General features: G+C 33.4%; 19 protein-coding genes and 1 tRNA gene. 19 read left to right on the forward strand and 1 reads right to left on the reverse strand.

The annotated features are described in order from the left end of the window. Positions 1-25 precede the first annotated feature (25 nt). Positions 26-412: a glycerol-3-phosphate cytidylyltransferase gene (gene tagD / locus FP435_RS01480; protein WP_265483993.1), complete on the reverse strand. Its 387-nt coding sequence runs from the start codon at positions 410-412 to the stop codon at positions 26-28. Between the two features lie 102 nt (positions 413-514). Here tagD and FP435_RS01485 point away from each other — a divergent pair, with 102 nt between their 5' ends. The 19 genes from FP435_RS01485 to FP435_RS01575 all read left to right on the forward strand — a co-directional run bounded on the left by FP435_RS01485 (position 515) and on the right by FP435_RS01575 (position 26231). Continuing rightward, positions 515-1258 (forward strand): WecB/TagA/CpsF family glycosyltransferase, encoded by a 744-nt coding sequence (locus FP435_RS01485; protein ID WP_265483994.1) that lies wholly within the window; start codon positions 515-517, stop codon positions 1256-1258. Then, on the forward strand, positions 1255-2376 hold the full coding sequence (locus FP435_RS01490) for a glycosyltransferase (RefSeq protein WP_265483995.1): 1122 nt from the start codon (positions 1255-1257) through the stop codon (positions 2374-2376). The genes FP435_RS01485 and FP435_RS01490 overlap by 4 nt, the downstream gene beginning before the upstream one ends. 130 nt (positions 2377-2506) lie before the next feature. Further along, a complete protein-coding gene (locus FP435_RS01495) occupies positions 2507-4330 on the forward strand; it encodes a glycosyltransferase family A protein (RefSeq protein ID WP_265483997.1) in 1824 nt (607 codons plus the stop codon). A gap of 94 nt (positions 4331-4424) precedes the next feature. Beyond that, on the forward strand, positions 4425-5885 hold the full coding sequence (locus tag FP435_RS01500; RefSeq protein ID WP_265483998.1) for a nicotinate phosphoribosyltransferase: 1461 nt from the start codon (positions 4425-4427) through the stop codon (positions 5883-5885). Positions 5886-5897: 12 nt separating this feature from the next. Continuing rightward, complete coding sequence (gene nadE / locus FP435_RS01505) at positions 5898-6728, forward strand: ammonia-dependent NAD(+) synthetase (protein WP_265483999.1); 831 nt, start codon at positions 5898-5900, stop codon at positions 6726-6728. 128 nt (positions 6729-6856) lie between these two features. Next, positions 6857-9580, forward strand: a complete 2724-nt coding sequence (locus tag FP435_RS01510; protein WP_416209742.1) for a calcium-translocating P-type ATPase, PMCA-type — start codon at positions 6857-6859, stop codon at positions 9578-9580. 108 nt (positions 9581-9688) lie between these two features. Then, positions 9689-10834, forward strand: a complete 1146-nt coding sequence (locus FP435_RS01515; RefSeq protein WP_265484001.1) for a CDP-glycerol glycerophosphotransferase family protein — start codon at positions 9689-9691, stop codon at positions 10832-10834. Between the two features lie 8 nt (positions 10835-10842). Further along, complete coding sequence (locus FP435_RS01520; protein ID WP_265484002.1) at positions 10843-12282, forward strand: oligosaccharide flippase family protein; 1440 nt, start codon at positions 10843-10845, stop codon at positions 12280-12282. Then, positions 12279-12977, forward strand: coding sequence for a glycosyltransferase family 32 protein (locus FP435_RS01525; RefSeq protein ID WP_265484003.1), 699 nt, complete (start codon positions 12279-12281; stop codon positions 12975-12977). The genes FP435_RS01520 and FP435_RS01525 overlap by 4 nt, the downstream gene beginning before the upstream one ends. Positions 12978-13106: 129 nt before the next feature. Next, positions 13107-13194: transfer RNA gene (locus FP435_RS01530), tRNA-Leu, on the forward strand. A 74-nt stretch (positions 13195-13268) separates the two neighbouring features. Beyond that, a complete protein-coding gene (locus FP435_RS01535) occupies positions 13269-13883 on the forward strand; it encodes an ECF transporter S component (protein WP_265484004.1) in 615 nt (204 codons plus the stop codon). Positions 13884-13975: 92 nt separating this feature from the next. Then, positions 13976-14359: a hypothetical protein gene (locus FP435_RS01540; RefSeq protein ID WP_265484005.1), complete on the forward strand. Its 384-nt coding sequence runs from the start codon at positions 13976-13978 to the stop codon at positions 14357-14359. Then, complete coding sequence (locus FP435_RS01545; RefSeq protein WP_265484006.1) at positions 14341-15189, forward strand: hypothetical protein; 849 nt, start codon at positions 14341-14343, stop codon at positions 15187-15189. Before FP435_RS01540 ends, FP435_RS01545 begins: the two co-directional genes overlap by 19 nt. 86 nt (positions 15190-15275) lie before the next feature. Next, positions 15276-17105, forward strand: coding sequence for a TerB N-terminal domain-containing protein (locus FP435_RS01550; RefSeq protein WP_265484007.1), 1830 nt, complete (start codon positions 15276-15278; stop codon positions 17103-17105). Between the two features lie 16 nt (positions 17106-17121). Continuing rightward, positions 17122-18453, forward strand: coding sequence for an ATP-binding protein (locus FP435_RS01555; RefSeq protein WP_265484009.1), 1332 nt, complete (start codon positions 17122-17124; stop codon positions 18451-18453). A 19-nt stretch (positions 18454-18472) separates the two neighbouring features. Continuing rightward, complete coding sequence (locus FP435_RS01560) at positions 18473-20704, forward strand: DEAD/DEAH box helicase (RefSeq protein WP_265484010.1); 2232 nt, start codon at positions 18473-18475, stop codon at positions 20702-20704. Positions 20705-20795: 91 nt separating this feature from the next. After that, on the forward strand, positions 20796-23009 hold the full coding sequence (pcrA, locus tag FP435_RS01565; protein WP_265484012.1) for a DNA helicase PcrA: 2214 nt from the start codon (positions 20796-20798) through the stop codon (positions 23007-23009). 48 nt (positions 23010-23057) lie between these two features. Then, positions 23058-25079, forward strand: a complete 2022-nt coding sequence (gene ligA, locus FP435_RS01570; protein WP_265484013.1) for an NAD-dependent DNA ligase LigA — start codon at positions 23058-23060, stop codon at positions 25077-25079. Between the two features lie 15 nt (positions 25080-25094). Then, positions 25095-26231, forward strand: a complete 1137-nt coding sequence (locus tag FP435_RS01575; protein WP_265484014.1) for a CamS family sex pheromone protein — start codon at positions 25095-25097, stop codon at positions 26229-26231. Positions 26232-26237 lie beyond the last annotated feature (6 nt).

Here is a 26237-nt window from a genome sequence, read left to right on the forward strand (position 1 = left end):
GTTATATCATTATTTCTGCTCATTTTTATTTTAAATCGCTTTTTATCTTAGTTGTGGAAATTCCAGGGGTGCGAGGGAGATAAAGCACGTCACAGTAAGGTTTTAAAAAATCGAATTTTCCTTGCCAGTCATCCCCCATTACAAAGAGATCAATATTGTGTTTTTTAACATCAGTAATTTTTTGATCCCAGTCTTCTTCAGGTATTACTTCATCGACGTAACGAATTGCTTCCAAAATATATTTTCTTTCCGCATAGGAATTATAGGATTCCTTATGTTTTTTAAATTGATTGAATTCATCGGTTGAAAGACCAACTACAAGATAATCACCTAATTCTTTGGCTCTTTTTAGTAAGCGAACATGGCCATAATGGAGTAAGTCAAAAGTTCCATATGTGATGACTTTTTTCATAGATTTAAAATTCCTTTTCTAAGTTACCAGTATATTTTATCAAAAAACCTATTCTTTGTTAAAATAGTATCAAATAGTAAATGGGAAAATAAAGGATAAATTATGAATAAAGTAAATGTCTTAGGAATTAATTTTAATAATTTTACGCTTGAAGAGTTCAAAAAAGAATTTATTCATCGCTTAAATAATCATCGCTCTACCCTAATAGTAACCGCTAATCCGGAAATTGTGATGGCTACAAAAAATGATTCAGAATACTTTAAAATAATTAAAGAGGACGCTGATTACGTTACTGCTGATGGCATTGGCATCCTCTTAGCTGCCAAGATGCAGAAGCAGTCTTTAAAAGAAAGAGTTACAGGCTATGATTTATTTACTTGGCTATTAAGAATTGCTAATCTACGAGGGTTAAAAATTTATTTAGTGGGAGCAAAAGCTGAGGTTTTAGAAAAAACTAAGCAAAAAATTGCGCAAAAATACCCTAATATAAAAATTGTTGGAGCTGAGGATGGCTATTTTAAAGAAGATTTGAAAACTGTAGCTAATCGTATTGAAAAAGCAAAACCAGATCTAGTATTTGCGGCCTTAGGATTTCCACGTCAGGAAAAATTATTGGCAATTCTACGTAAGCAAAAGCTGCCTGCTTTAATGATGGGAGTAGGTGGAAGTTTTGATGTCTTTTCGGGAGTTGTGAAAAGAGCACCTAAAAAGTTTCAACAAATGCATTTAGAATGGTTTTATCGCCTAATAACTAATCCAACTCGGTTAAAACGAATGTTAGTTTTGCCAAAATTTGTTGTAGAGGTTGAAAAGAAACAATTAGCAGTTAAAAAGGGGAAAAGATGAAAGTTTTACATATTAATGCTGGTTTAGAAAAAGGTGGCGGTCTGTTTCATGTGGTTAATTTTTTAACCCAGGCGAAGAAGGAACAAGCAGATTTTGAATTGTTAACTTTGGCAGAAGGGCCAGTAAGTAAGGCTGCTAAAAAAAGAGGAATCAAAACTACAGTTCTTGGCAGCCAAAGTCGCTATAATTTAACGAGTTTAAGTAAGTTAATAAAATTTATTAATGAAGGAAATTTTGATATTGTTCACACCCACGGACCAAGAGCAAATCTTTATTTATCATTGATTAGGAAAAGAATTCAGGCAAAATGGGTAATTACTGTGCATTCGGATCCCTTAAAAGATTTCAAAGAACGTGGCTTACTTGGAAAAGCATTTACAAATTTAAATTTAAAAGCTTTGCAAAAGGCAGATGGAATTTTTGCCATTACACAAAATTTTGCTGATATTTTGAATGAAAAGATTGGTATAGATAAAACTAAAATTTGTGTAATTTATAATGGAATCTTTTTCCATGATAATAGCAAAATTGCCCGTAAATTTGCCCACCCTTATTTTAATATTATTAATGTGGGACGTCAGGAACCACTAAAAGGTCAAGATGTTTTGCTAAAGGCGATTAAAAAACTAGATAATCCTAATATCAGAGTTCATTTGGTTGGGGATGGAAGTAAGGAAAACTATCTTAAGGCATTAGCAAGAGATTTAGGAATTAGTCAGCAAGTAATTTTTCATGGCTTTTTGACTCAAAAAGAAACTAGTGAATTATATCGGAAAATGAATCTGGCAGTTTTAACTTCTTATTCTGAGAGTTTCCCCTTGGTCTTATTAGAAGCTGCTGACAACTTAGTCCCAATTCTTTCCACCAGTGTTGGTGATATAAAAAAGATGATTCCCAATGAAAATTATGGCTTTATAGCACCAATTGGTGATATAGCAGCAATTAGTGAACAGCTGGATCATGCAATAAATACAGATCCAGTTGCACTAAAAGAAATGGCAAAAAAAGAGAAAAATTATTTATCGCAGACTTTTTCAATGCGTAATCAATATTTAGTTATTACTAATTATTATCGTTATCTTTTAAAGAATAATCGAAGTGAGCAAAATGGTAACTAGAAGGCGTCAATTAAATATTTTACTAGTACTCATTAGTATTGCGCCACTTTATTTAGAGATCATTGACTTTTTCTGGAACCAAAGCATCACAGCATTTCTTTTTAATAGTCTTTTTGCTTTGGGGATAATATTGGTATTATTTCAAACTAATCTTTTAGATATCGATCAATGGTTTTTAGAAAAAGCCATTACTTGGCTAAGTGTATCACTATGGGCAATTTGTTTATTAGAAAATAATCATTTGCTCAGCATTAAAATGCCACAATTTATCTTTCAAATGGGATTATTGACCTTAAGTGGCAGTCTTTATTTTGTTGAACGTCATTTTACTGTTAAAAATATTATTTTAATCATTATTAATATGAATACCCTAAGCTTCGTTTTTCCGCCTTTAGGAAGCTGGTTATTGTTATTAATAAGCTTTATTTCCCTATTAATTTATTTAATTCGTTTTGCAATTACGAGAAGTATTCAATTTCGTTTGGAAATCTTAACTACTTATATTATTGTGCTCTTATTTGCAATTGTGTGGGTTGGATATGAAAATGTAAATTTTCAATTAGACAATATTTCTTGGGAAATAGAGGCAGTGCTGGATTTGGGGTTGATCCCACTAGCATTTTTATTAAACACTCAGCTCCAAAAAATAAGATTAAATTGGAATTTGGGCCTAGGAATTGGAGCGATTTTATTAATCAGTGAGAGTAGTTTGTTACTAGATCAGCCCCGATTGTTGAATTCAGTGTATTTAGTTTTATTACTTATCGCTTATATTAATGTGATTAATATTTTTGGAGGAATAGTTTTAAAGACTGATCCAAAAATTTCAGTAATTATTCCTACTTATAACAATCAAGAAACAATTGTTGGATGTTTAGATTCAATAAATAAGCAAAGCTATCAAAATTGGGAAGTTATTTTGATTGATGATGGTTCAAGTGATCATACTAGGCAATACGTAGAGCGTTATCTCAAGTATAACGAAATGAAAATAAAGCAAGTCTACCAATCCCATCAAGGCATATTACGAGCAATTATTAATAGTACCTCCAAGATTAAGGGAGAGATAGTTTATATCTTAAATCCAGAAGATAGCTTATATGACAGACATGTATTTTATCGTGCAATGCATAATTTGAGTCAAGAAAAATGTGATGGAATCTTTGTTGGTATAGAAAAAGAGTCTATTTTTGGACAAACTTACAAAATCAAACGCCCTCGTCCGTATTATGATAGCCGAACTACTCTTGTAAAAAGTGGTTTAAATTTAGGCAAAGATTTATTTTTACCATATATTTATTGGCGGAGTGATATTTTTAAAAAAATTGTTGTAAAAAATTCATTGATTGATAATTTACCTACTTGGTACAATCCGCAGGCAAAATTGGGTTTAAGAATGGTAAATGCTAATTTTATTGGCTTAAAATACAAGGATAGAGCTAAGGAAGATGAAAATAATTTACTAGCTTTTTCAGGACGGCTGCGCTTTTTTCAACAAATTAGAACTAACTTTGATATCCCTAAATTTAGTTTGCAGGTAGTGTTATATCGCTGGGCTAATCGTTTATATATTTCAAGTATGTATCCAGCGATCTTTAAATACGGAAAAAGTTTTAAAATTACTCCTAGTCTTTCACTGCCAGTCCTTAACCAATATCAAGGTAGCAGTCAGTATATGGAACTAATTAAAATGTTTGTTAAAAACTATGATCCTAAAAAAGTGGGACTAATTTCTCTTCCCAAGGATTTAAAAATTTATCGGGGTTGTGATGTGGAGCAATTTGAAGAAAATTGGAAGCAAGATCAACTTTCTTCCTTTTATAAAGAATTAATTCAACTCTTAAAATCAGGAACAGGAATTATTGAGGTCAAAAAAGAAGATAAAAAATCTTTTGAAGAAATTTTAGATTTCTTTACCATTAAAAATTATGTTCAGCTAAAAATAGGGAGTTAGATGGAAAGTAATTTTGTTAGTTGCCAGTTGCCATTAATGACAGTTTGGTTATAATAAGAGACAAGAAATTTAAGTTTATAATTAGTGAGGGAAAATGTTAAACAAAACTTTAGATCAAGATGATTCTTTGATCTTGCATACAGATTTGTATGAAATTAATATGATGTATACATATTTTAAAAAGGGCATTAGTGAAAGAAATGCTGTTTTTGAATTATTCTTTAGAAAAGAACCATTTGGCAATGGTTATGCAGTTAATGCTGGATTAAGTCGTGCAATTGAATATTTGAACAACTTACATTTTAAAGAGAGTGACTTAGAATATTTAAAAGCACAAGAAAATTACGATGATGATTTCATTGATTATTTAAGAAATTTAGAGCTTAAGTTGAGTGTTAAAGCGGCAGTTGAAGGAGAGTTAGTTTTTGCTAATGAACCAATTATGCAAATTGAAGGACCGCTTGCGCAAGCACAGCTAGTTGAAACAGCTCTGTTAAATATTATTAATTTTCAAACTTTAATTGCTACCAAGGCAGCTAGAATTAAAGTAGCTGTTGGTGATGATCAATTAATGGAATTTGGTTCAAGAAGAGCTCAAGAAACTGATGCAGCAATTTGGGGAACTCGAGCAGCTTATATTGGGGGCTTTGATGCGACAAGTAATGTCCGTGCAGGAAAATTATTTAATATTCCTATTTCAGGTACTCATGCTCATGCATTAGTGCAAGCTTTTGGTAGTGAATATGAGGCATTTAAAGCTTATGCACAAACTCATAAAGATTGTGTCTTTTTAGTTGATACTTATGATACTTTACGTAGTGGTGTACCGACAGCAATTAAAGTTGCTAAAGAGATGGGTGATAAAATTAATTTTTTAGGAGTTCGAATTGACTCTGGTGATATGGCCTATATTTCTAAAAAGGTGCGTAAGCAACTAGATGATGCCGGCTTTAAAGACGCAAAGATTTTTGCTTCAAATGATTTAGATGAAAAAACAATCCAAAACTTAAAAATGCAACATGCACGGATTGATGTTTGGGGTGTAGGAACTAAATTAATTACAGCTTTTGATCAACCTGCGTTAGGTGGAGTTTATAAATTGGTTTCTATGGAAGATGAAGCTGGAAATATGCGGGATACCCTTAAGATTTCTTCGAATGCTGAAAAAGTTTCAACTCCTGGTAAGAAACAAGTTTGGCGTATTTCTGCTAATCAAGTGAAGAAAAATGAAGGTGACTGGGTGTCCCAAGCTAATGAAGATCCTCGAAATTTTGATTCCCTTTTTATGTTCCATCCACAATACACCTACATCAATAAGGTGGTAACTGACTTTACGGCCAGACCACTCTTGCAGCCAATTTTTGAAAAAGGAAAATTGGTTTATCAAGAACCAAGTCTGCAAGAAATTAAAAAATTTGCAGCTAATAATTTAGATAGTCTATGGGATGAATATAAACGTAGTTTAAATCCACAAGATTACCCAGTTGATCTTTCCCAAAAGTTGTATGATCATAAGATGAATCTAATTAATGAAATTCGTAGTCGTATTAATTAAAGAAGGTAAAAAATGAGACCCTTACAAAAAAAGATTGTTGAATATGAAAAAGTAAAGCCTGAAATTGATCCTAAAGAAGAGATTAGAAAATCAATTGATTTTTTGAAAGATTATCTTAAAGCTAATCCTTTTTTGAAATCATATGTCTTAGGAATTTCAGGTGGTCAAGATTCTACTTTAACTGGTAAATTAGCTCAAATGGCAATTGAAGAAGTGCGTCAGGAAACTGGTGATGATTCTTACCAATTTATTGCTGTTCGCCTTCCTTACGGTGTTCAAGCAGATGCAAGTGATGCAGCTGATGCAGTTGCTTTTCAAAAGCCTGATCAAGATTTGATTGTTAATATTAAAGAACCAGTTGATGCAATGGTTAAAGTTGTAGAGGCAACTGGACAAAAAATTACTGATTTTAATAAAGGTAATATCAAAGCGCGTCAGAGAATGATTGTTCAATATGCAATTGCTGGGGCAAATAAAGGTGCCGTGATTGGAACTGATCATGCAGCAGAAAACTTTTCTGGCTTTTATACTAAATATGGTGATGGAGCAGCTGATATTACGCCACTCTTTCGCTTAGATAAACGTCAAGGAAAAGCCATGCTTAAGGAATTAGGTGCGCCAGAACATCTTTACTTAAAGGCACCAACTGCAGACTTAGAAGAAGATCGACCTGCTCTTCCTGATGAAGTTGCATTGGGTGTTTCCTATCAAGAAGTAGATGATTATCTTGAAGGACGAGAAGTAAGTCAGCAAGCAGCTGAGCAAATTGAAAAGTTATGGAAAAAAAGTGAACATAAGCGTCACCTTCCAGTAACAATTTTTGATGATTTTTACAAGAAATAGAACTTGCATCTTTTACTAAATATTTAATATAATAGTAACTGTATTAAGGGAGTAACCGCAAGTAATTGTGATAAGTTCAACAACCGAGAGAATTCTTCTCTCTGGACTTGTCTTAATGAGTGAGACTTATGCACCAGATAATTGGGCGTAGGTCTTTTTTTATTAGATTTGGAGGGAGAAATTTGGTGAAACATTATTATGATCAGACAATTCCTGAAGTTGAAAAGGAGCTAAATACTTCTTTAAAAACTGGGTTGTCTAAGCAAGAAGCTAAAAAACGGCTGGAAAAATATGGTCCCAATGCTTTAACCGCAAAAAAGAATAAGGGGTTAATCGCAAAGTTTTTTGACCAATTTAAAGATTTCATGATTATTGTATTAATTGTTGCAGCAATTTTATCAGGAGTAGTTGCTCAAGAATGGACAGATGCCGCAATTATTATGATTGTTGTTTTAATTAATGCAATTTTAGGTGTAGTCCAAGAAGCACGTTCGGAAGCAGCAATTGATGCTTTAAAAGAGATGTCAACTCCTAATGCTCATGTTCGACGTGATGGAGAAATCTTACAAGTTCCAAGCACAGAAATTGTGCCAGGAGATGTTGTGTTGCTTGAAGCTGGAGATATTGTACCAGCGGATATGAGATTAGGCTTAGCAGCAAGCTTAAAAGTAGAAGAATCAGCCTTAACAGGAGAATCTGTTCCAGTTGAAAAAGATGTTGCTACTCTAGATAAACCAGATGTAGCTTTGGGTGATCGGAGCGATATGGCTTATTCAAATACCAATGTTACTTACGGTCGTGGTGAAGGGATTGTTACCGGAACTGGAATGACTACAGAAGTTGGTAAGATCGCTACAATGTTAAATAATGCAGATGAAACAGATACACCATTAAAACAAAATTTAAACCAACTTGGTAAAATTTTGACAATTATGATTTTGGCAATCTGTGTGGTTGTTTTTGTGGTAGGGATGTTTACTAAACAAGGTACAGAACCTACTAATAAGTTAATGATTGATATGTTCTTAGTGGCTGTTTCATTAGCTGTAGCTGCAATTCCAGAAGGATTACCAGCAATTGTTACTATTATTTTGGCACTTGGTACTCAGGAAATGGCCAAACATAAGGCTATTGTTCGTAAATTGCCAGCAGTTGAAACTCTAGGTGCAACTGACATTATTTGTTCTGATAAGACTGGTACTTTAACGCAAAATAAAATGACAGTTGAACAGCTTTACTATAATAAAAAAATTCATAGTAATGCTGATGACATTGCACCAGCAAATCCTGTTTTACTTTCAATGGTTTTAGCTAATGATACTAAAATTGAAAATGGTGGTAACTTATTAGGAGATCCGACTGAAACAGCGTTAATTCAATACGCCTTTGATCAGGGAATCAAGGTTGAAGAATTACTAAAAGAAGATGCTCGTGTTCAAGAAGTACCATTTGATTCTGACAGAAAATTAATGTCAACTGTTAATAAGTACCAGGATGGCAAGTATTATGTTGCAGTCAAAGGTGCTCCTGATGAGTTATTGAAACGAGTAACAAAAATTGAAGAAAATGGTGATGTTTCTCCAATTACTGAAGAAGATAAAAAACAAATTTTAGCGACAAATCAAGAATTAGCACAAAAGGCATTACGTGTATTGGGATTAGCTTATAAAATTATTGATCAACCTTACGCTGATCCAAGCACTGATAATGTTGAACAAGATTTAATTTTTGCTGGATTAGTTGGAATGATTGACCCAGAGCGTCCTGAAGCTAAAGCTGCTGTAGCAGAAGCTAAAAATGCTGGAATCCGTACAGTGATGATTACTGGTGACCACCAAGTGACAGCAGCTGCTATCGCAAAACGATTAGGAATTTTAGATGGAGACCACGATGGTGTTATAACGGGAGCAGAACTTGATAAGCTTTCTGACGATTACTTCATTAAGCATGTTCAAGACTATAGCGTTTATGCACGAGTATCGCCTGAAAATAAGGTTAGAATAGTAAAAGCTTGGCAAGCAAATAATAAAATTGTTGCGATGACTGGTGACGGTGTAAATGATGCCCCTAGTCTAAAGCAAGCTGATATTGGTATCGGAATGGGAATTACTGGTACTGAAGTTTCAAAAGGTGCAGCTGATATGGTGTTAGCTGATGATAACTTCGCAACAATTGTGGAAGCAATTAAACAGGGAAGAAAAGTTTTTGCTAATATTCAAAAGGCGATTCTTTACTTAATGAGTTGTAACGTAGGTGAAGTGTTAACTGTATTTATGATGACAATGTTGGGCTGGGATATTTTAATGCCAGCGCAACTACTTTGGATTAACTTAGTAACTGATACTTTACCAGCAATTTCACTAGGGGTTGAACCAGTGGAGCCGGGAATTATGAAGAAAAAGCCACGTGGAAAGAATTCTAACTTCTTCTCAGGTGGAGTAGCTAGCTCCATCATTTATCAAGGAATTTTAGAAGGATTACTAGTCCTAGGGGCATATCAATTTGGACTTCATGTTGGTCCTCATGTAGGAAATGCCAACTTGCAGCATGCAGATGCATTAACCATGGCCTTTTTGACATTAGGACTTATTCAGTTATTCCATGCATTTAATGCGAAGTTTATTCACAAATCAATCTTTACTAAAAGAACATTTGAAAATAAGTGGTTTAATGGAGCAATTATTATTTCAGCTTTAATCATGGCAGCTGTTGAATTACCATTTATGACTAAGTTATTTGATGTAACTGAATTGGATGGTCAACAATGGTTAGTAGTGGTCGTAGCAGGAATTCTAATGGTCTTAATTGTTGAAATTGTAAAATTCTTCCAAAGAAAGTTGAAGAATAATTAAATATTTTCCTAAGATCTGGAATAATTTCCAGATCTTTTTTTGTTAGATAGCAGAAGAAGAAAAGAAATAGTATGATTAACTTAAAAGATTTTAATTGAGGAAAATAATATGAAGAGTTTCTTTTTTAGATGGTATCTAAATTTGATGAAATTTTTAGCTTTTTTTGTACCAACGAAGGCTAATGCAATTGTGATTTTAAATGGGTCAGGAAGATCAGGGTCGAATGGTTTTTTATTTTATAAATATCTCCAAAAAAATTATCCGAACTATCAAGTAACCTTAGTTGAGCCCTGGCCATCATCACATTTACCTTTTTCAATGTGGAAAAAAATTGGGCAAGCTCACTTTATTTTTACGACCCATCAGCCTTTTAAAATTAAGAAAAAACAAGTTAATGTTGCATTTTGGCATGGAATTCCCTTAAAAAGAATGGGAATTATGGCTCATAATACCTTGCGCAAGGATAACTTGCGTAACCAACATTTGTGGCAGAAAACAGCAGATCTTGTAACTTCAAGTAGTGACTTATACGAAAGTATGATGACAGCTTGTATGGCAATTGAGGCCGGTAAATACCAAAAGCTTGGCTTTCCACGTTTAGATGCTTTAAAAAATCCCGTAATTAGTAAAAAGGATTTTTTAAAAGATTTATTTGGTAAGGAAGATGCTAAAGCTAAAATAGGAATTTATATGCCAACTTTTCGTTATGAATTAGAAGATGGCAAGATTATGGAGCAAATTAAGCAGGGGAACTTTTTTGCTTTTACCGATTTTGAGATTAGTAAGTTGAATTCTAGCCTAAAAAATAATCATCAATACTTAATTGTTAAGCTTCATCCCTATGAAATGCGTTTGTTTAGCAATTTTAATAGTAAGTATTCTAATATTGCCTTTTTAAATAATGATTATCTGTTTGAAAATAATTATGATTTATATGAATTATTAGGATTAACCGACTTCTTGCTGACTGACTTTTCATCAATTTATTTTGATTACCTCCACTTAAATAAACCAATTATTTTTGTGACTAACTTTTTAGAAAAATATGAAGAAGTGCGGGGGTTATTAATAAGCCCCTATCAAAAAATTACTCCTGGTCCCTGTGTTAACAATCAGGCGGAGTTGGTGGAATGCTTAGCTACCTTATCACCTGATCAAGGAGATAGCGAACGTAAGTATTGGTTATCGTTGACAGATGAGGTTGTAGGAGAAAATAATAGTCAAAGAATTTGTGAATATTTGGAATTTAAGTAGAGGTTTTTGTGAAAAGAACTTTTTTAAATATTTTATATAATGCGGTTTATCAGATATTTTTAGTATTTGTTCCGTTAATCACTGTGCCATATTTATCAAGGGTATTGGGTCCTAAAACATATGGAATTTATAGTAGTGTTAATAATACAGTTCAGTTTTTGATGGTTTTTTGTGTCTTATCGATTACTTATATTGGGATGAGAACAATCTCAAAAACTAGAGCAACTCAAGGACGAGAAGAATTAACGCAAGCATTTTGGGGATTATGGTATTTTCAAGGTATTGCTGGCATTGTAATGATTGGTCTAACTAGCTTGATTTGCCTTTCCTTAAAAATTCAGTATTGGAATTACCTCTTATTAATGATTCCTTTTCTGATTTCAGCACAATTTGATATTTCCTGGTTTTTCCAAGGATTAGCAGATTTCGGACGCGTTGTTTTAAAAAATACTGGCGTTAAATTAGTCAGTGTGGTGCTGATTTTACTCTGGGTAAAAAGTCCCCAAGATTTGTGGAAATATTTACTCATTATGTCAGTTTCAACAATGCTAGGATCATTTGTATTTTGGTTTGATATTCATAATTATGTTGGGAAGCCTACTAAAGGCTTTTACAAGTGGCGCGAAAGTGTGAAGGCGATTGTCATTCTAATGATTCCCCAAATTGCAACTCAAATTTATACTTCTTTAGATAAACCTTTGCTAGGTCTTTTTCAAAATTCAACGCAAGTTGCTTATTATGATAATTCTCAAAGAATTTCAAATATGATTCTGGGAGTGATTACGTCAATTTCTTTGGTTATTATGCCAAAAATGGCTGGAGAAGGTAAGGCGACTCAAAAAGTTGTGATGAAAAAATCACTCGAAGCAACGGTTATGCTTGGTACATTATTTTCGGTAATAGTAATGGCAAATACTAAGCAGTTTGTGCCGTTCTTTTTTGGAAATAAGTATATTCCCATGACACCACTGATGTTTTTCTTTACCTTAACAATTATTATGATCCCAACAGGGGGAGTCTTTGCCAATCAATATGCCTTAGCAGTTTCACGAGATAAAGATTATGCAATTCCGGTAGTAGTTGGAGCAATTTTAGAATTAGTATTGAGTTACTTTTTGGATAAAACTTATGCAGCTGCTGGAGCTATGGTAGCAATTTTAATTACCGAGGCGGTAGTTTTGGTGCTGCGAATTTGGATTGTTAGGGATGCATTTAAATTTAGTTATGTATTTCATGATGTGCCATATTATTTGGGCATTGGATTGATCAGTTTAATGGTGGGGATGGTCTTACCTAATTTTATTTCAAGTGCCTTCTTTAATATGGCAGTCAAATCAATTGTAATTTTACTGGTGTACTTAATTTTAATGTTCCTTTGTCCTTTAGATTTTAATCAAGATTTGATTTTGTTAGTGAAAAAATTTTTTAGAAAGCGAGTAAAACAATGATTCCTAAAAAAATTCATTATGTTTGGGTAGGAAGGAATCCGAAACCTAAAGTTGTTGTAGATTCAATTAAGACTTGGAAGAAAAAATTACCTGATTTTGAAATAATTGAATGGAACGAAGATAACTTTAATATTCATGAAAATAAGTACATTGAGCAAGCTTATCAAGCTAAAAAGTGGGCGTTTGTCTCTGACTATATCCGTGCTCGAGTGATTGAGCAAGAAGGTGGAATTTATTTGGATACTGATGTACGTGTACTAGATGATTTAACTCCTTTGCTTGCTAATGAAGCATTTATTGGATTTGAAAATGAAAATTATTTATCGGCTGCCGTTTTTGGAGCTCGACCAGGGCATCCCTTTATCCAAGATATGATTGCTTACTATCAAAATCGAAATTTTGAATTTGATAAAAATAATCAGCTGGCAGGGGTCAATAGTTTTTCGGTAACAGATATTTTGATAGATCGTTATGGACTAAAGACTGGTAATTACGAACAAGAACTACGAACAGGAATTCATGTTTATGGGGATGGGATTTTATGTAATCCTTCTAGTAATTCTAAGTCTATTCATCTATTTACTGGAACGTGGTTAGAAGGAAAAAGCTCAATTAAGCATAATTTAGTTACGTTTTTAAAAAAGCATATTTCTAATCCTCAACAAGCTGGCTTATATGAAAAAATTATTCGTTAAGATTTGATCTGCCATATTGACGATTGATTATCTATTTGATAAATTATTTGAGTAACTAGGAAATAGCTTATTAATTAATTTTTTAAGTGGTTGACGAGTTACGAATTCTTTGGTATATTAGTTAAGTACGCGGGCGTGGCGGAATGGCAGACGCGCAAGACTAAGGATCTTGTGATCGCTTTAGATCGTGGAAGTTCGAGTCTTCTCGCCCGCACCAAGGAAAAAGGAAGTCGTTAAGTCGACTTCCTTTTTTGTTTATAAAATTTATTGAAATTAATTTTGGAAAATAAAATGATTCGTAAAAAAATACAGCGTTTAACAATTGCTGCAATTTTTGTAGCTATTATTTTATTACAAACTTTTGTACCATATATTGGTTACTTGCACCTTATTCCAGGTTTGCCTGCTGTGACAACTATTCCATTAACTATTGCAATTGCTGCTAGTTTAATGGGGGTAAGTTTTGGAGGATGGTTAGGATTTTTTTGGGGAGCTTTGAGACTAATATTGGCTTATGTACAACCAAGTGATGTTTTAAGCTTACTGTTGTTTCAAAATCCCTTAATTGCTGTTTTACCCCGAGCAGTTGCTGGAGTAGTTGGTGGTCTTGTGGCAAAGTTAGCAAAGGGAAAAAGTAATCCTAAGAGATTAATTTATTTTTTAGTAGGAGTAGTTACTTCTTTAACTAATACGCTAGGTGTAATTGTCATGACAACTTTAGTTTATATGTGGCATCCAGGCAACTTATTACATGCATTAGGTCAAACAAATAATTCAAACCCTCTACTTTTAATCTTGTTTACAGCATTAGGAATTAATGGTATTGGAGAAATGATATTTACTGGAATTTTAACACCGATAATTGTTATTCCTCTAAAGAGAAGTGTGGAAAGAAAGTTGAGGTAGGAGTGAATTTAATATATTTTCAGAAAAAAGTATTGCTTAATGATTATGTAAATGATAATATTATAAAAAAATAAAATAAAGGAATGATAAATGTGAAAAACAAATTAAAAAAGAAAGTAATATTAATTTCTAGTATTGGATTTGCTATTAGTACAGTAGCTCCCTTGGAAATTACTAATAAAGTAGAAGCAACAGAAAAAAATACAACTTTTAATGTAACTTCAGCACAACAGATTTCAACTAGCTGGATAAGTGAGTCAAAAATGAATGTAGCTACTTCTATAGGTGGAGGAGGAAGTATTTCTTTAGGAGGATTAGGAGCCGCAGGAGCAGCTGGAGGATTTGGTGGAGTAGTAATGCATTATGCTTCTCATAGAAAAAATGCAAGAAAATCTACTCATGACAAACACACTAAGAAAAGGCCTGGAGGAAAGGAAAAGAAAAAAATAAGTAGTAAATGGAAAAGAAACAGGTAATTAAAATGTCTGTAGTAGAAATTCATCTAAAAAAAGACCACTCAAGTTACTTTTTTGGAAATAGTCTTATTGAAACGCCAGATTATCTAGCTTTACAGTCAGTAGATGAAAATGGTTATCTAGGTGGAATATATTTCATTAAAAAGTCTGCAATTTCAGCAGTAAAAACAAATTCTGATGAAATTGAAGATTTAAAGAATAAAATTATTGATCCTTTTAGTCTAAAGAAAAATAGCGAAGAATTATTAAAAGAATTTTTAACGCAGCAAGATATTAAGAAGTTATGTCAGGAAAATTCACTAATTTATCTTGAAACAGCTGATGAAAATTATCACGGAAAAGTAAAAAGTATTAATTCAAAAGAAATAACCTTAACGGAATTAGATTATGAGAATCATCAGTTGACAGTATTACTGGATGAAGTCCAGGTATTTGGGTTTAAGCTGTTAGAAGATAAGTTATTAGATGAATATTTAAATTCAGAAACTTCTATTGAAAATTCTGATTTGGTAGAAATAGATTTAAAAAATCAGTCACCAATTGAACAAAATGAATTTTTGGTTGGGAAAATTATTAGAGAAGATGAAGATACTATAATAATTGAATCCTTAAATGATCTTGGCCAGCTGGAGAGTGTTACCGCAATAAAAACATCCGTGATTGAAAAGATAGTCAAAAAAGATGACTATCTAAATTACATAGAATTTTTAAAGCAGTGGCAGGAAAATAATCAAAGCTATGATTTAAAGAAAATTCAAGAAGGATTAAAAAAATTGGATTTGAAAAATTCATTTCAAGCTGATTCTCCAATCATTGATTTAGTTAAATAATTTTAAAGTACTCTAGTCTTCTAGAGTACTTTTTTCATGAGAAATAATTTGTTATAATAGAATATACGTTCGTAAGGAGGGATATGATGAAACTACAAGAATTGAAAAATTATCTAAAGAATAAATATGCCCTTCATTTTGAGGTATTGACTACCTCTCAAGATAAATTTTTTGTGTTAAAAGCTCCAGGAAACCCAAATTATTTTGTTCAGTTTAAGCCAGAAAATGAACTGCAAGTTGACATAAACTGTGGTTCTTTTTCTGAAATAATTAGAGATTTGCCAGAGTTCTCATTTCCTTACTATACGCATGATAATAATTGGGTAGGAGTAAACCTTGAAAATGCAAACTTTGAAGCAGTAGCTAAAGCAGTGGATTACGCCTACAAATTAGCCTTAAATAAGAATCACACTGGATCTGGGCAATATATTGTTTTAAATCATTCTGAAAGTGAAACCGATACTGATAAATATCAAGCTCAAACGATTCCTTTTAACCATGATAAGAAGCCAGTGGAAGTTAAAAATCATCTTAAGGATAATATTCCTGAACCTATCCACAAAATGTTACAGGCTTATGATTATAGTATCTTGCCTAGAATTGGCAGAGAGAGAAATTTTTATAAACAAGCTCAAATAGTTGCAAACTATGAAGATGACTATTCGAAATTTTATCCTTTTAAAAGATACTATCCGGTCTACCATGATATGACCATTAATCAATTAAGAACCTATTTTGCTTGGCGTAGCAAAGTAAGAAAGGGAGTTTATCAAGAAACAAGTAGTTCTTATGTATTTGTCTATATTTATGAATTATTGAATCAAGTTGGAGTAAAGGATAGTTTAGAGGGTTACCATCAGCTAAAAGAATTAGAAAAGAATTACATCTCAACTTATGCACCTTTCATGGCAGTTTATTTAAAGCGTTGGTTACAAGATTATGTAGTTTTTTATCAATTGCCGGCGGAAGTTATTGAACAAGAATTTAAAAAAGAGATAAAGCAAGATACTCTTTATGAAAGGTTACTAAATCCTGCAGATGCTGAAGAACTAATGCAAGTAATAAGAAAAATGGCTACTTATCACGGTAAGAGTCCGCTGAAGGAAGAATTTAATCAGGTCTTTTTTTATGCATGGAAAGAAGCTTTAACAACAGTACCCGATTTTTTTGATAATACTGTGGCAATGAAAGTTACAGAAGATTATTTTCCTTTTACAGGGGCGATTTTTTATAATCAAAATAAAAAGTCAATTAAGCTAGAGATTGATAAGTTATTGAAGTTTAAGCTCAATGAAATTAGTGGCTCTAAAACTTTTTATCTTCCCCAAGCTAGAAGAAAAATTCTACTTAATAAAGTTTTACATGAAGTTGATCGCATTAGTCGAGATGTTTTTCAGGTGGGAAGAAAATTAAAAGCTAATGATCTTAGTGATGTAGTGGTAGACGCAATTAGAGCAGGAATTAAAAAATATCAACTTGCTAAGATAGAAGCAAGTAAGCCAAAAATTGAAATTGATTTTTCTGATTTAGATCAAATTCGACGTGATGCGTCTCAAACGCGAGAAAGTTTGTTAACAGAAGAAGAAAAGCAAGATAGTGAACTTGGAGACAATTTAAATAGCTTTGATGAAAGTACTTTTAATCAAGAGGTCTTGTCAGCTAATGATGGAAACCAAGAAGTGGTACAGGAAAGTTATGGCTTAAATGAAGATGAAGTATTTTTCTTAAAGGCGTTACTTAATCATCGGCCTTTTGAAGATTATTTAAACAAAAAACATCTAATGGTCTCGATTTTAGCCGATAGCATCAATGAAAAAATAATCGATGAGATTGGTGATAGTGTGATTGAATTTGATGAAAATGATACCCCTAAAATTGTTGAAGATTATCGAGAAGATTTAATGGAAATGTTTTAGAAAGGAGTAGAGGTAAATGGTAGAAATGAAAAGAAGAATTCCAAAGCGAATAGCACAGACAGTTTTAAATTCGTTAAAAGGTGGGGTAGTTCCAAGAATTGGGTTACCCTATATCACTGTAGGAAGAAAATCTGAAATTGAAGCTTTATTACATGATGTAGACATTATTTCTGAAGGTGGAGCTTCATTTAGATTTATTGTGGGACGCTATGGATCAGGGAAAAGCTTTTTATTACAAACGATGCGTAATTATGTAATGGATCGTAATTTTGTAGTAGTAGATGCGGATTTATCCCCTGAAAGAAGACTACAAGGAACTAAGGGACAAGGGTTAGCAACTTATCGAGAATTAATTCAAAATTTAGCCACAAAAACTCGTCCTGAGGGTGGAGCTTTGACATTAATTTTAGATCGGTGGATAAATTCAGTGCAATCACAAGTAGCGCAAGAAGGAAATTTAACTCCTGAAAGTCCTGAATTTGAACAAGAAGTTTCGAAAAAAATCTATGAAGTAATTTCAAATTTGAATGAATTAGTTCATGGTTTTGAATTTGCCAAGCTTTTGAATATGTATTATCAGGCTTATATTGCGGCTGATGATGAGAAAAAAGCTAAAGTAGTTAAGTGGTTTAGAGGAGAATACGCTACAAAGACGGAAGCAAAAAAGGACTTAGGCATTGATATAATTATTTCAGATAGTGATTGGTATGAATATTTAAAACTATTTGCAAGTTTCTTTAAGCAAGCAGGTTACTCTGGATTAATTATCATGATTGATGAATTAGTTAATATTTTTAAAATTCCCAACAGTATCTCACGTCAATATAACTATGAAAAAATTTTAACGATGTATAACGATGCGCTGCAAGGAAAAGCAAAGTATCTTGGAGTAATTATGGGGTCGACACCACAAGCAATTGAGGACCAAAGACGCGGAGTGTTTAGCTATGAAGCACTACGTTCACGTCTATCTAGTGGCAAATTTTCTCAAGAAGGTGCACGGGATATGTATGCACCAATTATCCATTTGGATCCTTTAACTCCAGAGGAAATGTTAGTTTTAACTGAAAAATTAGCTCAAATGCATGCAGCTTTATACAACTATGAAAAAACAATCACTGATGAAGACTTAGCTCAATTTATCAAAATTGAATACGCTAGAATTGGTGCTGAAACAAACATTACTCCACGTGAGGTAATTCGTGATTTTATTGAATTACTAGATATTGTTCATCAAAATCCGCAAAGAAGCATTACCGATCTTTTAAATTCTGATAAATTTAGTTTTGCTAAGTCTGAAGCAGTCTCTGATAAAAAAGACGATGATTATACTGAGTTTACTCTTTGAGTTTAGAAAAGAGGTTTAAATGGACGTTTTTAGTCATTATGCACCTTTTATTCAAGATTATATTTACCGCCAGGGTTGGCAAACATTACGACCAATTCAAGTGGCAGCAGCGCAAGAAATTTTTCAAACTAATCATAATGTATTGTTAGCTGCTTCAACTGCTTCAGGAAAAACTGAAGCAGCTTTTTTTCCAATTTTATCTGATATTGTTCAAGATAAAGTAGATTCTGTTCAAGTTCTTTATATTGCTCCATTAAAGGCTTTAATTAATGACCAATATGATCGTTTAACTGAGTTATGTAATGATACTCAGATTAAAGTCTGGCGCTGGCATGGAGATGTTGCCCAAAGCCAAAAACGAAAGTTACTGAAAAAGCCTTCTGGAATTTTACAAATTACGCCAGAGTCGCTTGAAAGTTTTATGATTAATAAGCATATGGAAGTGCCACACCTTTTTCATGGCTTAAAATATATTGTAATTGATGAATTACATTCTTTTTTACGTAGTGATCGTGGTGGGCAAACCTTCAGTTTAATTGAACGGCTAGCAAGGTTAGCAGATGTGCAGCCTAGAAGAGTAGGTTTATCTGCAACAATTGGGGATTTAAAGACTGCCAGTAAATTCTTAGGAGCAGGCAGTCCCTATGAAACTGGAGCTCCTAAGGTAGCAAACGATCGGCAAGTTTGGCGCTTGTCAATGGAGCATTTTTATAAAACAGATCCTCAGGCTGCAACTGAAGGATTTGACCCAGAGACATTTGTGGAAGCAAAAACTGACCAAGCTCCTGCTCAAGCTGATCCAGGTGTTGGTTATATTTTTGAGCATACGCGTGGGAAAAAGTCTCTTGTGTTTACGAATAGTCGTGAGGAATGTGAAGCAGTTTGTCAGGAATTGCGAGGATATTGTAAGTATAATCACGAGCCAGATCGCTTTTTAATTCACCATGGTAATCTTTCACCAGCATTAAGGCAGACCGCTGAAGATGCAATGAAGGATGAAGATTCATATATGACAACTTGTGCTACTGCAACCTTGGAATTAGGAATTGATGTGGGGAAGTTGCAGTCAGCTTATCAAATTGATGCCCCTTATACTGTTTCGGGATTTTTACAAAGAATGGGGAGAACTGGTCGACGAGGAACACCACCAGAAATGCATTTTGTGATGAGAGAAGAACATCCCGAATCAAGAGCAATGTTACCTGATTTGATACCTTGGTCTCTTTTACAAGGAATTGCTTTAGTACAACTTTATATTGAAGAAAAATGGGTGGAGCCTCCAGCTCCTAACCGCTTGCCTTATAGTTTGCTTTATCACCAAACAATGAGTACCTTAGCTGCAGGAGGGGAAATGTCACCAGCAGAACTTGCTTCAAGAGTTTTAAGTTTGTCTTATTTTAGAAATGTAAGTCAGGAAGATTATAAAATTTTGCTTCGTCACTTATTAAAAATTAACCATATTGAACAAACTGAAAATGGTGGCCTTATTGTAGGAATTAGTGGTGAGAGAATAACTAATAATTTCAAGTTCTATGCGGTTTTTCAAGAAAATGAAGAATTTAGTGTGCATGCTGGTAGTGAAGAATTGGGAACCATTGTTAAGCCACCTCCTGTAGGAGACAAAATTGCTATTGCAGGAAAAGTTTGGGTAGTTGAAGATATTGACCGCAAGCGTCATCAAGTTTATGTTCATGGTGTTGAAGGTAGAATTTCTGCTTATTTTGGTGATGTAGCTGGTGATATGCAATCTAAAATTTTACAAAGAATGCGTCAAGTTTTAACCGAAAAAAAGATGTATCCTTATTTGATGAAAAATGCGCGTGCACGTTTAACTCAAATGCGTGATACTGTAGCGGTAGCAGGAATGCCAGATAAGCCTTTAATTAATTTAGGAGGTAAAATGTGGGCATTTTTCCCTTGGACAGGTTCTTATAGCTTTTTGGCTTTAGAGCGTTTAATTAGAATAAAGTGTGGAAAAAAGTTAAATATTCGAGGATTTAACTCTTCAAGACCGTATTTCATGGAATTTTCAATGGATGCAAATGAAGAAGAATTCTTTGAAGTTCTAGAGCAAGAAGCTAATAAAGAATTTGATCCTTTAGAGCTACTTTTTCCAAATGAAGTACCTGTATTTGATAAATATGATGAATTTTTGCCAGATGAACTGGTAAAAAAAGAATTTGCTTATAGTATTTTAGATGTAAAAGAAATGAGAAATTGTGTAAATCAAATACTTGAAAAGAAGATCTAATCAATTTAGTATTCTAGAATTTCTAGAATACTTTTTTTGTTATAATTAGAGACGTCTTATTAATGAGTAAATACAATAGGGAGGAATTAAAATGAGTGCAGAGGCAATTCTTAATGGATTAAATCCTCAACAAAAGAAAGCAGTCGAAACTACTGAAGGACCACTTTTGGTAGTTGCAGGAGCAGGGAGTGGAAAAACATCTGTTTTAACACGTCGGGTTGCTTATTTAATTGAGGAAAATCAAGTTGCTCCTTGGAGTATTTTAGCAATTACTTTTACTAATAAAGCTGCTAGCGAGATGAAGAGTCGTATCCAAGATCTTTTAGGACCTGTGGCTGAAAGTGTTTGGATTTCAACTTTTCACTCTTTAGGAGTTAGAATTTTACGTCGAGATGCCGACAAGATTGGCTATACTAAAAATTTCACTATTGCTGATAGTGGTGAACAAAAAACTTTAATTAAACGAATATTAAAAGAACTTAATTACGATAGTAAGCAATATGATCCTCGCGCAATTTTAGGGCTAATTTCTAAAGCTAAAAATATGTTATTAGAGCCTGCTGATTATGAAGAGCAAGTATCAAGTCCTTTTGAAAAAGTAGCAGCTAAGGTTTATAAAAATTATCAAGCAGAATTAAAGCGTGGCGGAATAATGGATTTTGATGATTTAATTATGCAAACCTTAAAACTGCTGAAGAGTAATAAAGATGTCTTACATTTTTATCAAAACAAGTTTCACTATATCTTAGTTGATGAATACCAGGATACTAACCAAGCACAGTATGAATTATGTCAGCTTTTAGCTGCTCAATATAAAAATATTTGTGTTGTGGGGGATGCTGACCAATCGATCTATGGCTGGCGTGGCGCAAATATGGAAAATATTTTGAATTTTGAAAAAGATTATCAAGATGCAGAAGTTAATACCATAATGCTAGAGCAAAATTATCGTTCAACTGGGCATATTTTGTCAGCAGCTAATTCGGTTATTAAAAATAATGTAAATCGCAAAGTGAAAAATTTGTGGACTGAAAAGGGTGAAGGAGAAAAGGTTAATTATTATCGAGCATCAAATGGTAATGATGAAGCCTATTTCATTATTTCTAAAATCAAAGAAGAAGTGAAAAAGGGGCGTAATTATAAAGATTTTGCGGTACTTTATCGTACTAATGCCCAATCACGTAATCTTGAAGAAGTATTAGTTAAGTCAAATATTCCTTATAAGATTGTTGGGGGACATAAGTTCTACGATCGAAAAGAAATTAAAGATATTTTGGCTTATTTAAAAATTGTGGCCAATACTAGTGATTCAATGAGCTTAAATAGAATTATTAATACGCCAAAAAGAGGAATTGGGCCTACAACGATGGCTAAATTTAATAGTTTTGCTAGTGAAAATAATTTTGGAATGTTAGAAGCTTTTAATAACTTGGCTTTGGCACCAATTACAGGTAGTGCAGCTACAAAATTAAATAAATTTGGTAATAGTTTTAGAAATATCGTTAAGTATGCTTTAGATCATAATGTCACAGAATTAACTGAAAAGATTTTGGATGAATTTGGTTACTTAGAGGCACTAAAAGCAGATAAGAGTCTAGAAGCAGAGGCTAGAATTGAAAATATTCAGGAATTTTTAGGAGTTACTAAAAGATTTGATGATAATTATGAACCTGAAGATGAAAATGCAAACAGCTTGGAAGACTTTTTAGCAGAGGTTTCTTTGTTAAGTGATCAAGATGATCTAGAAGATGAAGGAAACGAAGTAACGTTAATGACTTTGCATGCTGCTAAAGGATTGGAATTTCCAGTAGTATTTTTAGTGGGGATGGAAGAAGGTATTTTTCCAACTTCACGTGCTCTTAATGATGAAGCTGAACTGGAAGAAGAACGACGACTAGCCTATGTTGGCATTACTCGTGCACGTCAAGAGTTATACTTAACTAATGCAATGTCACGTTTACTTTATGGTAGAATCCAAGCAAATCCTGCTTCCCGTTTTATTGAAGAAATTGATGGAAAAGATCTTAAGGTAGAGCAATCAGAAAAAGCCATTATTGATATTTCTTCTCGTCATAAGAAAGTTACTGTTCCTAAAGTGAAACCAATCGCTAAAAAAGCTGCTGGCGCTGTTGGAGCAGATAAAAAAGCTTGGAATATTGGTGATCAAGTCCAACATAAAGCTTGGGGTGTTGGTGTAGTAACAAAAGTGACAGGTAGTGGAGAAGATATGGAATTAGATATTGCGTTTGCTGATCAGGGAATAAAACGCCTTTTAGCTGCCTTTGCTCCTATTAAAAAGATATAATAAGAAGTAAGAAAAGAATTTTATTATATTTTAGATAGAAGGCAAAAAATGGTACGTTCAACTTTACAGGAAACTTCCAAACAGGAAGCGCAAGAAAAAGCAGAGAAATTACGTAAACAGTTAAATGAATGGGCAGATGATTACTATTCAAAGGACGCCCCTGTTGTTGAAGACTCAGTTTATGATAAAGCTTATAATGAACTAGAAAAATTAGAGCAACAGTACCCTGAACTTGTAACTAAAGATTCAATTACCCAGCGAGTGGGCGGACAGTTAAAGAATGAGTTAACTAAAGTTAATCATGCGGTTCCAATGCTTTCAATGGGGGATGTTTTTTCAAAAGAAGAATTGCGTGAATTTGATCAAAGAATTCAAAAGCAGGTTGGTCACCAAGTAGCTTATAATGTTGAATTAAAAATTGATGGCTTATCAGTCTCATTGGAATATGAAAATGGTAAATTAAAACGTGCTTCGACTCGTGGTAACGGTCAAGTGGGTGAAGATGTAACAGAAAATGTACGCTATATTGCTGATGTGCCCCAAACAGTGCCTAACTCTTTTACTGGGGAAGTTCGTGGTGAAGTATATATGGGTAAAGAAGCCTTTGCTAAATTAAATGAGCAAAGGGATAAAGAGGGGATGCAAATTTTTGCTAATCCTAGAAATGCAGCAGCTGGTTCATTGCGTCAATTAGATCCAACAATTACTAAAAAAAGAGAATTAAGTACTTTTATTTATACTTGGATTAATCCTCCAAAGGAAATTACCAGTCAACATCAAGCAATTGATGAAATGACAAAAATGGGTTTCCATACTAATGAAAATGGTGTTCGTTTAGAATCGATGGATGAAGTCTTTAAGTTTATTGATGAATTTACTGCTAAGCGAAATACATTAAGCTATGGAATTGACGGTATTGTCTTAAAGGTCGATGATTTACACTTACAAGAAGAATTAGGTGCTACAGTAAAAGTGCCACGTTGGGAAATTGCTTATAAGTTTCCACCTGAAGAACAAGAAACAGTAGTTCGTGACATTCAATGGACAGTAGGACGAACTGGAGTAGTTACCCCTACAGCAATTATGGATCCCGTTCAGTTAGCAGGTACAACTGTTTCAAGAGCCAGCTTGCATAATCCAACGCTTTTAAAAGCCAAAGATGTTCGAATTGGTGATACAGTTAAACTTCATAAAGCTGGAGATATTATTCCTGAGATTTCTGAAGTGGTATTATCTAAGCGCCCAAAGGATAGCAAGCCTTATGAAATACCAACAACTTGTCCATCTTGCGGCGCAGAGCTAGTGCATGTAAATGGTGAAGTTGCTTTACGTTGTATTAATCCAATGTGCCCAGCTCAAGTTGAAGAAAAGATTATTCACTTTGCTTCTCGTGGAGCCATGAATATTGTGGGCTTAGGGCCTAAAATTATTAAGCAATTACTGGAAAAGAAGCTGGTAAAAGATGTAGCAGATTTATATCATTTAACTGCAGAAGATTTAGGGCAATTAGATCATTTTGGTGAAAAATCAATTACTAATTTATTAAACGCAATTGCAGAAAGTAAAAATAACTCAGTAGAATTTTTACTCTATGGTTTAGGAATTGATCATGTAGGAGCTAAAGCAGCTCGTTTAATTAGTGAAAAATATAAAGACTTAGAAAAGATTAGTAAATTAACCGTGTCAGAATTGACTACAATCGATACAATAGGAGAGACGATTGCTGATTCAATGGTTACGTATTTTAACCAACCTCTTTCCCAAAAATTAATCCAAGAGCTTAAAGCCAGTGGATTAAATATGAAATACTTGGGTAAGACAGAAGCAGATATCCCTGATAACTTCTTCAAAGATAAGAAGGTAGTTTTAACTGGAAAATTAGAACACTTTGGACGCAGTGAATTCACAAGTAAATTAGAAGAATTAGGTGCTCAAGTTACAAGTTCAGTTTCTAAAAAGACTGACTACCTAATTTATGGTGCAGAAGCAGGTTCCAAGAAAGAAAAAGCTGAAAAATTAGGAATTCCGATGCTTACTGAACAAGAAGCAATGGCCAAAATTAATGAATAAGAGGTTTTAAGGTAAGTGAAAAAGTTATTAAGTTTCTTAGTAGTTTTAGGAACTGCTGTAAGTTTAAGTGCTTGTGGTAGTTTAAAAGATACTGATTTAGCTAATAATTCTACTAATACAACGGTAAAAAAGAAGGGTTACCAAACAACCAGTGCTTCTAGCAATGGTTACAGTGTTTTGTTAAAAAATGGAGAGTATGTAACTAGTCCAATTGAAGGCTTAACTGAAAATAGCAGTGATAATAGTGTTGATGGACGTGCGTTGGAAGCTGGTTTGATGGCTATTTCACAGGGTACTTTTTCACCAGCAAAGTATGTCTTTCAAGAAGGTCAAGAAATTTCTTCAGCTACAGCAACAGATTGGCTAGCACGTAAATCAAAAAATAATCCTGAAGGTTTGAACTTAAAATCAACTGGAACTAAGAATTATACCCCAATTATTTTGGATCAAATTTTGGAACAAGATTACTTAGTCAAATCAGGTACTAGTTATAAAGTTAGTGGAATTAGTTTAGGATTAGCTTTAAACTCAGTTGATTATTACAATAAAGTCAAAAACGGGGCCGAATATAGTAAAAATATTTCTCGTGCCCAGCAAGAAAAACTTGGTAAAAATGCAGCTAATGAAATTGTAGCGAGATTACGAAAGCGTAAAGCTTTAAAAAATGTTACATTAATAGTTGGATTATTTAGTAAAACTGACAAGGATTCTTTAGTTGGTGGTAACTATTTTACATATGGAATTGCAAATGCAAATAGTAGTAAAATAGATAAGTGGAAAACCGTCAATAACCAAAGTCAAGTACTACCAGTTGTTGGAAATGAGAAAGCAATTAATTCTAACGATGCAACTGCCTTTAGTGACTTCAAGACAGCGATTGAAGGATATTTCCCTAATATTAGTGGAGTAACTGCGACAGTTAAGTATCAAGATGGTAAGTTAAAGCAGATGAATATTAATGTGACAACCCAATTTTTTGGTTATGCTCAAATCGAAAGCTTTTCACGGTTAGTTTTATCATCGGCTAAAAAGTACTTACCAAAAGATGCCCCAATTGAAATAAAAATTGGGTCTGTAAATGAAACACAAGCATTAATTGCTAAGAATTCAGCAGATGATAGTTATTATACACATATCTTTGGCGGTGAATAGGAGGTA

This window comes from Lactobacillus sp. PV037, assembly GCF_014522345.1.
In the GTDB taxonomy this organism is placed as follows: domain Bacteria; phylum Bacillota; class Bacilli; order Lactobacillales; family Lactobacillaceae; genus Lactobacillus.

Bases quoted from the DNA above. Each gene is read 5' to 3' on its own strand.
- FP435_RS01500 (WP_265483998.1), top strand. From the start codon at position 4,425: ATGTTAAACAAAACTTTAGATCAAGATGATTCTTTGATCTTGCATACA.
- pcrA (WP_265484012.1), top strand. From the start codon at position 20,796: ATGAGTGCAGAGGCAATTCTTAATGGATTAAATCCTCAACAAAAGAAA.
- FP435_RS01490 (WP_265483995.1), top strand. From the start codon at position 1,255: ATGAAAGTTTTACATATTAATGCTGGTTTAGAAAAAGGTGGCGGTCTG.
- nadE (WP_265483999.1), top strand. From the start codon at position 5,898: ATGAGACCCTTACAAAAAAAGATTGTTGAATATGAAAAAGTAAAGCCT.
- FP435_RS01555 (WP_265484009.1), top strand. From the start codon at position 17,122: ATGGTAGAAATGAAAAGAAGAATTCCAAAGCGAATAGCACAGACAGTT.
- FP435_RS01545 (WP_265484006.1), top strand. From the start codon at position 14,341: ATGGAAAAGAAACAGGTAATTAAAATGTCTGTAGTAGAAATTCATCTA.
- tagD (WP_265483993.1), bottom strand. From the start codon at position 412: ATGAAAAAAGTCATCACATATGGAACTTTTGACTTACTCCATTATGGC.
- FP435_RS01550 (WP_265484007.1), top strand. From the start codon at position 15,276: ATGAAACTACAAGAATTGAAAAATTATCTAAAGAATAAATATGCCCTT.
- FP435_RS01485 (WP_265483994.1), top strand. From the start codon at position 515: ATGAATAAAGTAAATGTCTTAGGAATTAATTTTAATAATTTTACGCTT.
- FP435_RS01560 (WP_265484010.1), top strand. From the start codon at position 18,473: ATGGACGTTTTTAGTCATTATGCACCTTTTATTCAAGATTATATTTAC.
- FP435_RS01510 (WP_416209742.1), top strand. From the start codon at position 6,857: ATGCACCAGATAATTGGGCGTAGGTCTTTTTTTATTAGATTTGGAGGG.
- FP435_RS01515 (WP_265484001.1), top strand. From the start codon at position 9,689: ATGAAGAGTTTCTTTTTTAGATGGTATCTAAATTTGATGAAATTTTTA.
- ligA (WP_265484013.1), top strand. From the start codon at position 23,058: ATGGTACGTTCAACTTTACAGGAAACTTCCAAACAGGAAGCGCAAGAA.
- FP435_RS01535 (WP_265484004.1), top strand. From the start codon at position 13,269: ATGATTCGTAAAAAAATACAGCGTTTAACAATTGCTGCAATTTTTGTA.
- FP435_RS01525 (WP_265484003.1), top strand. From the start codon at position 12,279: ATGATTCCTAAAAAAATTCATTATGTTTGGGTAGGAAGGAATCCGAAA.